This is a genomic window from Kribbella sp. NPDC054772 (genome assembly GCF_053611945.1).
Window position 1 is genome coordinate 101919 of record NZ_JBSHBJ010000005.1, and the last position, 12104, is coordinate 114022.

A 12104-nucleotide genomic window follows, 5' to 3' on the forward strand; every position below is an offset into this window, starting at 1 on the left:
CCCGAAGGAGATCTGATGAGGCCCCGCCCCGCCTTGTTGGCTGTACTGACCTCTGTCGCCGCCGCCGCGCTCGCTGTCTCGAGCGCGGTGGCGGCGCCGGTTCCGCCCACCGACAGCGCACCCACCGTGGTGGCTGCGACCGATACCGACGGCGACTCACTGCCCGACGCCTGGGAGACGAACGGGTACGACGCCAACGGTGACGGCGTCGTCGACGTGGACCTGCCCGCGATGGGCGCGAACCCGAAGAAGAAGGACCTGTTCGTCGAGATGGACTACATGTCCGGACGGCTCGCGACCACGGCGGCCCTCGACCGGATCGTCCAGGTGTTCGCGACCGCACCGGTCAGCAATCCCGACGGCAGCACCGGCATCAAGATCCACCTCGACGCGGGCGCCGCGCGCGGTGCGACGTACAACCTCGGTGGTGGTAACGAGGTCACGTACGACGCGGACCTGAACCCGTCGGCGACCCAGACCAATGCGATCAAGGCGGCCAACTTCGCGGCGGCCCGCAAGGCGGTCTTCCACTACATGATCTGGGGTGACAGCTACGACGGCGGCTGCAGCAGCGGGCAGGCGTTCAACATCCCCAACGACACGTTCATCGTGACGGTCGGACCGAAGTGCAACTGGAACGCCACCGACGACACGAACGTCGGCACGTTCGTCCACGAACTCGGACACAACATCGGCCTGAAGCACGGCGGGACCGACAACCTGAACTACAAGCCGAACTACCTGAGCGTGATGAACTACTCGTTCCAGCTCGGCGGCGTCTTCAAGGCCGACGGCACCAAGTACTGGGGCTACTCGAACGTCCAGCCGACCTCGATCAACGAGGCCCGGCCGGACGAGAGGGTCGGCCTCGGCAGCCTGGGCGCCGGGTACAAGACGAGCTGGAAGTGCCCGAACGGCACCACGCGGACGACGGCCGGCGCCGCGAACCAGCCGATCGACTGGAACTGCGACGGCGACACCACCGACACCACCACGGCCGCGGACATCAACGGCGACAAGACCACGTCGATCCTGATCGCGCAGAACAACTGGGCGAACATCGTCTTCGGCGGCGGCGCCGTCGGCGGCGGTACGACGCCCCTCGCCAAGACGCCGGCGTCGGAACTGCAGGAGCTCACCCACGACGAGTGGACGGCGATGCAGCACCGCTGATCGCTGAGGTTGCCTTCGGGGAGGCGGACCGCCAGCACTCATCAATCGCACTTTCGGCGCGGCCGTCAGCGTGAACACGCGCTCTAGGTGTCAGTTGTTGAGTGCTGGCGGTCCGCCTTTCACTCGTTCCACACTCCGGTCGTCGCCGTCTCGCGCGCCCAGTCGCTGAAGTCGCGGGCCGGGCGGCCGAGCACCTTCTCCACGCCGTCCGAGACGTACTCCGAGCGGTGGTTGCGGATCACCGCGAACAGGTCGCGTACCGCGTCGGCGTCCTCCGGCGTCAGGCCCTGCTCGATCAGTTCCGCGACATGCGCTTCCGGGTCGAGGTCGACGTAGGAGATCGGGCGGCCGGTGACCTTGGTGAGTTCGTCGGCGATCTCGGTCATCGTGAGCGTGCGCGGGCCGGAGATCTCGAGGGTCTGACCGGCGTACGACTCGTCGAGCAGCGCCGCGGTCATCACGTCGCCGACGTCGTTCGTGTCGATCCACGCCTCGGCGCCGGTGCCCGCGGACAGGCGGATCTCACCGGCCAGCACGTGGTACCGCAGGAAGTCCTCGCTGAACCCCTGCGCGAACCAGGCCGGCTGCACGATCGTCCAGTCGAGACTGCTCGCCCGAACCACGCTCTCGAGTTCGACCGAACCGTCGTACACGGCGAAGTCGCGGCCCGGACTGCCAACGCCGCGCCCGGACAACAACACGAGGCGCCGCAGCCCCTTCGCCTGCTGGACGAACTTGCCGGCCTGCGCGAGCCCGGTCGGTCCGACCGGCGGCGCGAGGTACGCCGTCTCCGCGCCGCGGACCGTGTCCGGCCAGGTGCTCTCGTCGTACCAGTCGAACCGCTGCTCGCTGGACCGGGACGCGAGCCGGTACGGGACGCCCCGCGCGTCGAGCTGCGCCGCGACGCGACGGCCGGTCTTGCCCTTGCCACTGAGGATCAGAATCTCTGTCATGGCTCCAGTCCACCGGTTCACGGTGAGACAAACCATGGTCGTACGCCGCAATTCGATGTCCGGAACGCTCAACCTGACGTAGGGTCGGCGCATGGACGTTCTCGACGAACTGCTGGCCGGGACCCGCGCCCAGGACGGCGTGTTCAACCTGACGATCCTCGATCCGCCGTGGGCGCTCGAGATCCGCGACGAGGCGCCGCTAGCGCTCGCGACCCTGGTCCGCGGCGCGGGCCGGGTGACTCGCGACGGGATCACCCCGCAGCGGATGGAGGCCGGCGACGTCGCGATCTTCACCGGCACCGAGCCGTACGTCGTGGGTGACACCGCGCAGACCGCACCACAGTTGCGGATCCACCCCGGGGGGATCTGCGAACCGTTGCCCGGGGCACCGGTCGACTACTCGGCCCGGCTCGGCGTCCGCACCTACGGCAGCCGCAAGACCGGCGAAGTGATGGTTGCTAGCGGCACCTATCAGGTCGCGGGCGACGTCAGCCGCCGGCTCGTGACGGCGCTACCGCCAGTGCTCGTCGTAGCGGCGGCCGAGGTGGCCGGATCGGTGATGGAGATGATCACCAGCGAGATCCAGCGGGACGCACCTGGACAGCAGAGCGTGCTGGACCGGTGGCTCGACCTGGCGCTGATCACCACGTTGCGCGCCTGGTTCGCGCGGCCGGAGTCGCACGCGCCGGGGTGGTACCAGGCGCAGACGGATCCGGTCGCGGGGTCGGCGCTGCGGTTGCTGCACGAGGATCCGTCGTACCCGTGGAATGTCACCGAACTCGCGGATCGGGTCGGGGTGTCGCGGGCCTCGCTGGCCCGGCGGTTCACGGCGGTCGTCGGCGAGGCGCCGATGAGCTACCTCACCGGCTGGCGGATCACGCTCGCCGCCGATCAGCTGCGGTCGACCCGGGACACGGTCGAGACGATCGCCCGGCGGGTCGGGTACGCGAACGCTTTCGCGTTGAGCGTTGCGTTCAAGCGAGTCCGCGGTGTCACACCTACCGACCATCGCCGGGCGGCGTAAAAGCTTCAACAACGAGGTTCAACGATACGATTGAGGCTCATGGAGATCGCTCTGAGTCTCGACGAACTGCGGGTGCTGGGCTTGTGGACAGCGGACTGCGCGGAACAGGTGCTGCCGTTGTTCGAGGCGGTGGCTCCGGACGACCGGCGGCCGCGGGACGCGATCGAGGCGGTCCGCGAGTTCGGTGCCGGAGGCAAGCGCACGAAGGCGATCCGGACGGCCGCCTGGGCGGCGTTGAAGGCGGCCGGCGAGGTGGAGGATCCGGCAGCTGACGCGGCGGCCCGTTCCGCATTGGGCGCGGCCGGATCGGCGTACCTGCATCCGTTGGCGACACCAACGCAGGTGAAGCATGTGGTGGCGTCGGCGCAGTACGCCGCCTACGCACGCGAGCTGGCCGGCGGTGATCCGGACACGATGATCCGGTGGGCCGTCGAGCGCGTGCCGCCGACAGTCCGCGACCTCCTGCAGCGTTACCCGGAAGGCACGCCCGGCCGCAGCCGGCTCGGCGACCTGCACCGAGAAATCGAAGCTGAGCTCAGGCGACCGTCGACTTCATGAACGCGAGCGCCTGCGGCCACGCCAGCCGAAACGCGTCCGCATTCACGTTCTTGTCGTGCCGGGACTTGTCCGAGAACCCGTGGTCCGCCCCCGGGAAGTACTGCGTGAACGTCGCCCCGCCCGTCCGCGCCTGCAACACCGTCTGCAAGGTCTCGAAGTCCGCATTCGGTACGGCGGCATCCGCGCTCGGGTAGCTCACCAGCACCGGCGCCGTGATCCCGGCCGCCTCGGCGATCGCGTCGTACGTGTGATGCGGCGGCCGCTGCGACGGCACGGTCGGGTGGAACGCGACGACGTTCGACACGCGGTGATCACGCGCCCCGAGCAGGAACGCGAACCGGCCGCCGAGGCACCATCCGACCACCCCGACCTTGGTGCACCCGAGCTCACTGGTCAGGTAGTCGAGCAACTCCTGCTGCTCGGCCAGCGCGGCGTCGTCGTCCATCTCCCGAAGGAGTCCGCTGAGCTCTTCCCGGGTCGTGTTGTCCGTACTGCGCCCCTTGAACGGATCCCACACGAGTGCGGTGATCCCCTCGCCGGCGAGTTCGTCGGCCCACTCCCGGATCTGCTCGCCGATCCCGGTGATCATCGGCAGCAACAGCATCCCGGCATGCCCCACCCGCGCGAGATAAGCGTCCTGCTCCCCAACCGTCACAGTCACACCCATGCGGGCATCTTATGGTCAGCTGATTCCGACGGTCTGGTGGTCCACCTCGATGACGCCGACGACGCGGTCCAGGTCGCGGGTGTAGGGCTGGCCGAGGTACTTCATCGCGATCTGGTCGACGAGCTCCCAGCCCTTGTCGCCGTTGATCCACTCGACCACACGGCCGCGCAGGATGACCGGCTCGAACGGGTTATCCACCGGCGCGATGGACAGCGCGACCCGCGGATCACGCTGCAGGTTGCGGGCCTTCTGCGAGGTCGGTCCGGTCAGGAAGATGATCTTGTCGTCCAGCGTGGCGACCCAGAGCGGGATCGAGTGCGGCGAACCATCCGGCAGCACGGTGGCCAGGTGCGCGATGGAGTTGCTCTCAACAGCGTTGCGTACGGCGGTCTTCAACATGATCTTGCTCCTTCAGCGGACGATCTCGTAGTGGAGGTGGGTCACGCCCGGCGCGGGCACGGCTTCGATCAGGTTCAGACGGACGTGCTCGGGCAGTTCCTGGAAGAACGGCCGGCCACCACCGAGCAGCACCGGCACCTGGTGCAGGATCAGCTCGTCGACGAGCCCGGCCTGCAGCGCCGCCGTCACAACCCCGCCGCCCATCAGCGCGACGTCCTTTCCGTCGGCCAGTTCCCGCGCGGCCGCGATCGCATCCTCGACCGTGTGCGCGAGCGTCTGCTGCTCGCTGATCTCCGCGACCGGGCCGTGGCTCAGCACGACCGGCTTCGCCTTCGCGTGCGGGCTGCCGCCGCCGAAGTGACCCGAGTCGTCATACGTCTTGTGGCCGATCACGATCGCTCCCGCCCGGCTCGCCGCGGCGTCGAACACCCGCGCGCTCGGCTCGCTGAGCTTGAAACCGTCCAGCGCCTGGCTCGGGGTGTCGCCGTCGAAGTACCAGTCGAACAGCATCGGCGCGTCGCCCAGCCCGCGGTCCGGGCCGGAGCCGCGGCCGCTGATGTACCCGTCGACCGAGACTGCCAGAGCGCTGAAGACCTTGCTCATCGTTCCGCCTTCCGGTTGGAGTTCCTTGAGGGAACGCTAACACATCGGAGTTCCCTGAGGGAACCCCGATTGCTATGCTGGTTCCATGCAGCGCACAGACTTCAGTGAGATGGCGTGTTCGATCGCCCGCACACTCGACGTGATCGGCGAGCCGTGGTCGCCCCTCGTCCTGCGCGACATCTGGGTCGGGCTGTCCCGGTTCGAGCAGATCCAGGCGGATCTCGGGATCTCCCGCAAGGTCCTCACCGAGCGGCTGAACCATCTCGTCGACCGCGGCGTGGTGGAGCGCCGGCCGTACGACCATCGCCCGCGGTACGAGTACGTGCTGACCGACAAGGGCCGCGAGCTGACCGACGTACTGATGGTGATGGTTGCCTGGGGCGACAAATGGCTAGCCGGCCCCGCAGGCCCACCGGTCCTCTACCGCCACCACGCCTGCGGCAAGATCAGCCACGTAGAGCTGACTTGCGCGAACTGCGGCAAACCAATGCACTCCGAAGACATAGAAATCCTCCCCGGCCCCGGCGCCGCCGCCTAACCTGTGCGGCGCCGGCTGTAGGAATCGGCAGCTCGACAGGAGGTCTCCGCTCCTTAGGCCAAGGCCCAGGCGCGAACCGCCGGCGAATGGGCCGCAGTGGACGTATACGTACTGTCGAGCTGCCGGACCCGGGAAGAACTAGGTGCGGCAGTAGCGCTGGAAAACGGTGAGGTTGGTGTCGATTCGGCGGATCCGGTCGAACCCCCAGGTGTCCACGCCCGGCCGGTCGACGTCGTTCAGCACACGCGCCGCCATGTCTCGGAGGCCGCGGGCGAGTAGTGCGAACTCGATGTGGTCGAGCGCCAGATCGTCGGCGCCGTACTCGTCGAGGAACTTCTCGAGCTGGTCGCCTTCGGCCGCGACCCATACGTCGTACTCCCGCGGCCCGATCACCGCGTTCTCCCAGTCGAGGATCGCCGCGACCTCACCGCGCTCGTCGAGCAGCAGGTTCAGCCCGTGGAAGTCCGTGTGACACAAGACCTTCCGCACCGGCCCGAGTCGCTCCCGTACGCCGTCCAGCCGCACGATCGCCGCGGCAACCTCACCCGCCCGGTCCGCGATCCATGGATGCCGCAGGTTTCGCCCCAACACCTCGATCCACGGCTCACTTGTGTCCGCCTCCGGCAGCTCGAGGGTGAGTGGTACGTCGTGCACCTGCCGCAACGCCCGCGCCGCGACGCACCAGTCGGCCCATGTCGCCGTCCGTCCATCCACGTACGGGAAGACGGCGTATGCGCGGGCGCCGGTCGTCGCCGAAAGCTCGCCGCGCAGAGTCCGCACCGGCTCGATCACCGGCAGCCCGAGCGCTCGCAACTCCGCGAGCTGCTCCAGCCCGACCGGCCGCTCGCCCGCCTTCCAGCGCTTCACGAACCAGCGCCCGTCCGCCACCCACCCGTCGGTGGCGAACCCACCCGGGTGTGGTGCCAACTCGGCGACGTTCAGGCCGTAGTCCCGCTGCAGATCCACAGCCGCATCACATCATTTGTGGGCGGCGAGCATGCGGAGTACGGCGGCGTTTACGAGGATCAGGATGAGGATGGAGAAAATCAGTAGGGCGACCTCGGCTGGGAGGAGGGCGATGCCTAGGCCGATGAGGAGGACGGGGATCACCAGGCCGGCGTACGCGATCAGGAACAGCGCGGCTAGGACCTCGCCGCGGGACGACGGGTCGGCGAGTGAGGCGGCCGTCGCGACTGCGCCGCGGAAGACCAGACCCACCCCGACTCCGGCGACGACGCCGCCGATGACGAACAGGTACAGGTTGGGGATCAGACCGCCCGCGGCGACTCCGACCAGGCCGACGGACATCGCGACGAGACCGAGCCGGAGCTGAGCCGGTCGGGCCAGGCGAACGAAGACTGCCTGACTGAGAGCGCCCGCGATGAAGACGGCGAACGTCACCCCACCTGCGAGGAGCCGCGAGGTGTGGTGCAGTACGCCGGCCAGGAACGTCGGCGCGAGCGACGTGAACAGCCCGAAGATCGCGAACGCGGCGAAGGCCCCGATCGCCGACGCGAAGAACAGCGGCCGCGCCGACGACGGCACCGCCACCCGCTGCGGCCGGTACGCCGGGCGCTCGTCCAACCGCTGCACGGTCTCCGGCACCAGCGCGATCCCGATCGCGCTGAGCACCATCAGCACGAGGAAGATCTCGTACGGGCGTTCCAGCGGCGCACCGACGTACTCGGCCAGCAGACCGCCGATCAGCGGACCGAACGCCAGCCCACCGAGGTTCACCATGCTCGAGATCAGCGCCGAGCGACTCGGGTCCTCGCCGGGCCGCGCGACCTGCCGCAGCTCGGACATGTGCGCCGTGGCGGTCGGGGTCAGCACACCGACCCCGATGCCGCAGACGAACCGCGCGACCAGCAGGCCCGGGACCGTCGACCAGGTCAGAAAGATGACCGCCGACAACACCTCCGCGAGCACCGCGACCAGTGCGACCGGCCGTCGGCCGAGCCAGTCACTGACATGCCCGGCCAGGTACAGCGACGCCATCACTCCGACCGCGTAGCTGGCGAAGATCACCGTGATCACGTACGTCGGGAACCCGTCCCGGTGCTGGTAGATCGCGTAGAGCGGAGTCGGGATCGTCGAGAAGGCCATCGTGATGAGGAAGGCCGCGGCGATCACCCAGAACCCCGGGGCAGCAGCGAGCCGGATCCGTTCACCGGCTCGCGACAACGTCATGGTGGACATGTTTCCAGCGTGCGGCCAGATCATCTATCGAGTCCAACGAAAGTTCTTGCAGGCTCTTATCGAGAACTCCGATAATTACCTGTGGACAGTCGCCAACTGGAGTACTTCGTCGCCGTCGCGGAGGAGCTGAGTTTCACCCGGGCGGCGCAACGCTTGTACACGGTCCAGTCGACGGTGTCGGCTGCCATCCGGGCGCTCGAAACCGATCTGAAGACGACGCTCTTCGACCGCTCGACCCGGCGGGTCGTGCTCTCGACTGCCGGCCAGGCACTGCTGCCCGAGGCGAAGGCCGCGCTCGAAGCCCTCGACCGGGCCCGCGCGGCGGTCGAGGAAGCCTCCACCGGGCTACGCGGCAGCATCCGGATCGGAACCCTCGCCCGGCTCAGCCTGGTCAGCATGGCCGACCTGCTCGGAGCGTTTCACCGCAAGTACCCGCTGGTCGAAGTACAGGTCGCCACCTCGGCGACCGGCTCGACCGGCCTCGCGGACGACGTACGCCACGGCCGGCTCGACGTCGCGCTGCTCGGTCTGCCGAAGCCCGAGCTCAGTGGTCTCGACGTTCGCGAGATCGCGACCGTCCCGTTCGTCGCGTTGTTGCCGGCCGAGCACCGGCTGACGCGCAGACCCGCCGTACGGCTGGAGGAGATCGCCGCCGAGCGGTTCGTGGACATGCCGACCGGGTTCGGGAACCGGAAGATGGTCGACCGCGCGTTCGAGGCGATCGGATCGCCGCGGCGGATCCAGGTCGAGGTACCGGAACTGACGACGATTCCGGATTACGTCCGGGTCGGGCTCGGCGTTGGCGTTGTACCCGATGTGCAGTTGCCCGACGAGCCCGGCGTCGCCAAGCTCCCGATCGAGAACGCCGAGCTGAGCTGGACGCTGTCGGTGGTGACCCTCGCGGGACGGCGACCGAGCAGAGCGGTGACGGCCCTGCTCGACCTGATCGGCGACTCGATCCGCCCGGAAGGCCCGTACTTCTAGGCCGCGTAGATGTCCCAGTCCGGCAGCTCGTGGTACCGGCGCAGGGCCGCAGCGCCGCTGAGCCAACCGATCCAGGCGCCGTACGGCGGGTTGTCCTCGTCGAACCCGCTGATCACGAAGGTCAGCCGGGTCTTGCCGCCCGAGTCCTCCAGCTCCCAGGTGCTGATCCCGCCGTCGCCCCAGTCCATCGACATCTTCCGGCCCTCGACCAGGTCGACGATCTCGACGCCCGGGTTCACGTCGAACCCGCCCATCGCGAACCGGCGCTTGGCCAGGTCGATGCCGACCGGATAGCCCATCCAGGCCGACGCCCGCTCCGAGTCGGTCATCGACGAGTACACGTCCGCGATCGCTGCGTCGATCAGCGCCTCGCCCTCGAAGACCGTCGAGGTGAAGTCCGGCCGGGTGGTCAGCTCGCGACCGGCCAGGTGGTCGACGAGGTTCGCCAGCGCCAGCGACCAGAAGCTCTGCAGTACGCCGCGGATGTTCGCGCCACTGATCGCGTCGGCGAAGTCGAAATGACTCTGATCGACCTTGATCACCGTGGCGGTGTCGCTCTCGGGGATCAGGGTGATCTCGGTCGTGGTCTCCTCGCCGCCGAGAGTCCACGCCAGCTTCAGCGTGTTCCCGTCGTACGCGAGCACTCGCTGGTGCGGGGCGTCGCCGTCGGGGATGTGGCGGCCCCAGAACTCGAAGGTGCCCGGCAGGTCGACGGTCGAGTACTCGCCGAGCCAGAGGTTCAGGGCCTTCGGGTCGGTGAGCGCCTGCCGGACCTCGTCGAGGCCGGCCTGGGCGCGCACTTGCACGATGAGCGGTTCAGTCATGGTCTTGGTCTCCCTTGGGGTAGCACGCGACGGCCAGCTTGAAGGCGTCACCTTCGGAACCGCCGTAGCGCGAGAACAGGTCCTGCAGCGTGCCGCGCAGGTCCTCGAAGAACTCCCGCCGCCGGTCCGGTGGAACCCGGATCTCACCGGACACCCCGATGGACGGCAGCTCCGGAGCTGACCGGTCCAACGCGGCGATGTCGGTCTGGACCTCTTCCATCAGGTCCAGGACGTAGCCGAGGCTGAGCTCGTCGCGGGCCCGGCGGAGACCGCCGATCCGGCCGACGAGCGTGGGTGACAGCCAGTACGAACGGGCCGTCGCCTGGTAGATGCCCTCGCGGATCCCGCGCACCTTGCGCTCGTCCACCAGGGTCACCAGTCCCGCCTCGACGAGGCGCTTGACGTGGTAGTAGACGCGCTGCGGGGTCTGGCCGAGCTGCTCGGCCACCTCGCCACAGGTGGCCGGCTCCGCGAGCCGCCGCAGCACCTCGATCCGTTGCGGCTTGAACAGGGCCTCGGCCTGCTCGAGCTGCTCCAGGTGCATCACGTCTCTCATCACACAAAAAAGTTTGTACGTAAAAATCCTCTTTGTCAATGTTCGTTCACGCGGGAATGTAAGTCGGCCGGGCCGCGTTCCAGCCAACAGGAGAAAGGAAGCGCGACATGGCAACTGTCTCGTTCAAGGGCGCCACGCGGACCTACCCGGGCACCGACCTTCCCGCGGTCGACCGGCTCGATCTGGACATCGAGGACGGCGAGTTCATGGTGCTCGTCGGCCCGTCCGGTTCCGGCAAGTCCACGGCACTGCGAATGCTGGCCGGACTCGAAGAAGTGAACGACGGCGCGATCTTCATCGGCGACCGGGACGTCACCAACGCCCCGCCGAAGGAACGCGATATCGCGATGGTGTTCCAGAACTATGCGCTGTACCCCCATATGTCGGTGGCCGACAACATGGGGTTCGCCCTGAAGATGCAGGGCATCCACAAGGACGAGCGGGCGCAGCGCGTGCAGGAGGCTGCAAAGCTGCTCGGTCTGGAGGAGTACCTCGACCGCAAGCCGAAGGCACTGTCCGGTGGGCAGCGGCAGCGGGTCGCGATGGGGCGCGCGATCGTGCGCAGCCCGAAGGTGTTCCTGATGGACGAGCCGCTGTCGAACCTCGACGCGAAACTGCGGGTCCAGACCCGCACCCAGATCGCCGAACTGCAGCACCGGCTCGGCGTCACCACCGTGTACGTCACCCACGACCAGGTCGAGGCCATGACCATGGGCGACCGCGTGGCCGTGCTGAAGGACGGCGTACTGCAGCAGGTGGACACGCCGCTGAACCTCTACGACAAGCCGCGGAACAAGTTCGTGGCCGGCTTCATCGGGTCGCCGGCGATGAACCTGATCACCGCGCAGATCACCGACGGCGGCGCGAAGATCGGCGACTACGTGGTCCCGATCGCCCGTGAGCTGCTGGCCAAGGCCGGCGACGACAAGACGCTGACGCTCGGCATCCGGCCGGAGGCGTTGCACCTCGCCGACGAAGGTCTGCCGGTGAAGGTCGCGGTGATCGAGGAGCTCGGCTCGGACGCGTTCCTGTACGGCAGCGCGGAGCACACCGAGAACCAGCAGATCATCGCCCGGATCGGCACCCGGCTGCACAACGACAAGGGCACGGTCGTCCACCTGGCACCGGACCCCGACAAACTGCATCTGTTCTCGACATCCACCGAGGAGCGCCTTGTAGCGTGACCCCCGTGGGTCACTGGGAGAAGGACGCACCAGGAGTGATGGAGCTGCCGTCGGGTCGGCTGGTCCGCGGACGTGGTCTGCGGCACGGCTCGGCGGCAGCGCCGTTTCCGACGTACGGCGTGTATCTGCTCGGCAAGGAACCGCCCGACGTCCCGTGGGAAACCCACTGGGTGAAGTGGCCCGACTTCCGGCTGCCGGCGGATCCGGCGTACGCGTTGACGATCTTCCGCGAGGCGCTGGAACACACCGCGACCGGGCGGGTCGAGTTCGCCTGCGTGGGCGGCCGAGGCCGGACCGGCACCGCGCTCGCGTGTCTCGTCCTGCTCGACGGAGTACCTGCCGACCAGGCCGTCGACTACGTCCGGAAGCACTACGACAAGCGCGCGGTCGAGACGCCCTGGCAGCGGAAGTACGTGCTAAATCTGTTGACCCGGAGCTGAGA

At 68.2% G+C, this 12104-nt stretch carries 15 protein-coding genes; 7 read left to right on the plus strand and 8 right to left on the minus strand.

The window, feature by feature from the left end; translation table 11 throughout:
• Window positions 1-15 precede the first annotated feature (15 nt).
• Window positions 16-1173, plus strand: coding sequence for a hypothetical protein (locus ACWGID_RS10830; protein WP_452196218.1), 1158 nt, complete (start codon window positions 16-18; stop codon window positions 1171-1173).
• 119 nt (window positions 1174-1292) lie between these two features.
• Here ACWGID_RS10830 and ACWGID_RS10835 read toward each other — a convergent pair whose 3' ends face one another.
• Window positions 1293-2126 carry an NAD(P)H-binding protein gene (locus ACWGID_RS10835; RefSeq protein WP_452196219.1) on the minus strand — a complete coding sequence of 278 codons (834 nt, stop codon included), beginning with the start codon at window positions 2124-2126 and terminating at the stop codon, window positions 1293-1295.
• Window positions 2127-2217: 91 nt separating this feature from the next.
• Here ACWGID_RS10835 and ACWGID_RS10840 point away from each other — a divergent pair, with 91 nt between their 5' ends.
• Together ACWGID_RS10840 and ACWGID_RS10845 are read left to right on the plus strand one after the other, a co-directional pair.
• On the plus strand, window positions 2218-3150 hold the full coding sequence (locus tag ACWGID_RS10840; RefSeq protein ID WP_452196220.1) for an AraC family transcriptional regulator: 933 nt from the start codon (window positions 2218-2220) through the stop codon (window positions 3148-3150).
• 39 nt (window positions 3151-3189) lie between these two features.
• Complete coding sequence (locus ACWGID_RS10845) at window positions 3190-3708, plus strand: putative immunity protein (RefSeq protein ID WP_452196221.1); 519 nt, start codon at window positions 3190-3192, stop codon at window positions 3706-3708.
• Here the strand turns inward: ACWGID_RS10845 and ACWGID_RS10850 are convergent.
• The 3 genes from ACWGID_RS10850 to ACWGID_RS10860 are packed head-to-tail and all read right to left on the minus strand — an operon-like array spanning window position 3686 to window position 5377.
• Window positions 3686-4375: a dienelactone hydrolase family protein gene (locus ACWGID_RS10850; protein ID WP_452196222.1), complete on the minus strand. Its 690-nt coding sequence runs from the start codon at window positions 4373-4375 to the stop codon at window positions 3686-3688. The genes ACWGID_RS10845 and ACWGID_RS10850 overlap by 23 nt on opposite strands.
• A 15-nt stretch (window positions 4376-4390) precedes the next feature.
• Window positions 4391-4774: a pyridoxamine 5'-phosphate oxidase family protein gene (locus tag ACWGID_RS10855; protein ID WP_452196223.1), complete on the minus strand. Its 384-nt coding sequence runs from the start codon at window positions 4772-4774 to the stop codon at window positions 4391-4393.
• A 12-nt stretch (window positions 4775-4786) separates the two neighbouring features.
• Window positions 4787-5377, minus strand: coding sequence for a dihydrofolate reductase family protein (locus ACWGID_RS10860; protein WP_452196224.1), 591 nt, complete (start codon window positions 5375-5377; stop codon window positions 4787-4789).
• A gap of 85 nt (window positions 5378-5462) precedes the next feature.
• Here ACWGID_RS10860 and ACWGID_RS10865 point away from each other — a divergent pair, with 85 nt between their 5' ends.
• Window positions 5463-5915, plus strand: coding sequence for a winged helix-turn-helix transcriptional regulator (locus tag ACWGID_RS10865; RefSeq protein ID WP_452196225.1), 453 nt, complete (start codon window positions 5463-5465; stop codon window positions 5913-5915).
• Between the two features lie 138 nt (window positions 5916-6053).
• Here the strand turns inward: ACWGID_RS10865 and ACWGID_RS10870 are convergent, their stop codons facing one another.
• Entirely contained in the window at window positions 6054-6881 is an 828-nt protein-coding gene (locus tag ACWGID_RS10870) for a phosphotransferase enzyme family protein (RefSeq protein ID WP_452196226.1), read from the minus strand.
• Between the two features lie 12 nt (window positions 6882-6893).
• Complete coding sequence (locus ACWGID_RS10875) at window positions 6894-8114, minus strand: MFS transporter (RefSeq protein WP_452196227.1); 1221 nt, start codon at window positions 8112-8114, stop codon at window positions 6894-6896.
• A gap of 81 nt (window positions 8115-8195) precedes the next feature.
• On the opposite strand from ACWGID_RS10875, the gene ACWGID_RS10880 reads away from it, so the two are divergent.
• Window positions 8196-9098: a LysR family transcriptional regulator gene (locus tag ACWGID_RS10880; RefSeq protein WP_452196228.1), complete on the plus strand. Its 903-nt coding sequence runs from the start codon at window positions 8196-8198 to the stop codon at window positions 9096-9098.
• Here the strand turns inward: ACWGID_RS10880 and ACWGID_RS10885 are convergent.
• Together ACWGID_RS10885 and ACWGID_RS10890 are read right to left on the minus strand one after the other, a co-directional pair.
• Window positions 9095-9922, minus strand: coding sequence for an SRPBCC family protein (locus ACWGID_RS10885; RefSeq protein WP_452196229.1), 828 nt, complete (start codon window positions 9920-9922; stop codon window positions 9095-9097). The two genes, ACWGID_RS10880 and ACWGID_RS10885, sit on opposite strands and share 4 nt — an antisense overlap.
• On the minus strand, window positions 9915-10478 hold the full coding sequence (locus ACWGID_RS10890; protein ID WP_452196230.1) for an ArsR/SmtB family transcription factor: 564 nt from the start codon (window positions 10476-10478) through the stop codon (window positions 9915-9917). The genes ACWGID_RS10885 and ACWGID_RS10890 overlap by 8 nt, the downstream gene beginning before the upstream one ends.
• Window positions 10479-10585: 107 nt before the next feature.
• Between ACWGID_RS10890 and ACWGID_RS10895 the strand changes: the two genes are divergently transcribed.
• Window positions 10586-11662 (plus strand): ABC transporter ATP-binding protein, encoded by a 1077-nt coding sequence (locus tag ACWGID_RS10895; RefSeq protein ID WP_452196231.1) that lies wholly within the window; start codon window positions 10586-10588, stop codon window positions 11660-11662.
• A complete protein-coding gene (locus tag ACWGID_RS10900; RefSeq protein WP_452196232.1) occupies window positions 11659-12102 on the plus strand; it encodes a protein-tyrosine phosphatase family protein in 444 nt (147 codons plus the stop codon). Before ACWGID_RS10895 ends, ACWGID_RS10900 begins: the two co-directional genes overlap by 4 nt.
• Window positions 12103-12104 lie beyond the last annotated feature (2 nt).

What these genes read in the sequence shown, in the direction of transcription:
- ACWGID_RS10830 (WP_452196218.1), top strand. Translation starts at nt 16, where the DNA reads ATGAGGCCCCGCCCCGCCTTGTTGGCTGTACTGACCTCTGTCGCCGCC.
- ACWGID_RS10835 (WP_452196219.1), bottom strand. Translation starts at nt 2,126, where the DNA reads ATGACAGAGATTCTGATCCTCAGTGGCAAGGGCAAGACCGGCCGTCGC.
- ACWGID_RS10840 (WP_452196220.1), top strand. Translation starts at nt 2,218, where the DNA reads ATGGACGTTCTCGACGAACTGCTGGCCGGGACCCGCGCCCAGGACGGC.
- ACWGID_RS10845 (WP_452196221.1), top strand. Translation starts at nt 3,190, where the DNA reads ATGGAGATCGCTCTGAGTCTCGACGAACTGCGGGTGCTGGGCTTGTGG.
- ACWGID_RS10850 (WP_452196222.1), bottom strand. Translation starts at nt 4,375, where the DNA reads ATGGGTGTGACTGTGACGGTTGGGGAGCAGGACGCTTATCTCGCGCGG.
- ACWGID_RS10855 (WP_452196223.1), bottom strand. Translation starts at nt 4,774, where the DNA reads ATGTTGAAGACCGCCGTACGCAACGCTGTTGAGAGCAACTCCATCGCG.
- ACWGID_RS10860 (WP_452196224.1), bottom strand. Translation starts at nt 5,377, where the DNA reads ATGAGCAAGGTCTTCAGCGCTCTGGCAGTCTCGGTCGACGGGTACATC.
- ACWGID_RS10865 (WP_452196225.1), top strand. Translation starts at nt 5,463, where the DNA reads ATGCAGCGCACAGACTTCAGTGAGATGGCGTGTTCGATCGCCCGCACA.
- ACWGID_RS10875 (WP_452196227.1), bottom strand. Translation starts at nt 8,114, where the DNA reads ATGTCCACCATGACGTTGTCGCGAGCCGGTGAACGGATCCGGCTCGCT.
- ACWGID_RS10885 (WP_452196229.1), bottom strand. Translation starts at nt 9,922, where the DNA reads ATGACTGAACCGCTCATCGTGCAAGTGCGCGCCCAGGCCGGCCTCGAC.
- ACWGID_RS10890 (WP_452196230.1), bottom strand. Translation starts at nt 10,478, where the DNA reads ATGAGAGACGTGATGCACCTGGAGCAGCTCGAGCAGGCCGAGGCCCTG.
- ACWGID_RS10895 (WP_452196231.1), top strand. Translation starts at nt 10,586, where the DNA reads ATGGCAACTGTCTCGTTCAAGGGCGCCACGCGGACCTACCCGGGCACC.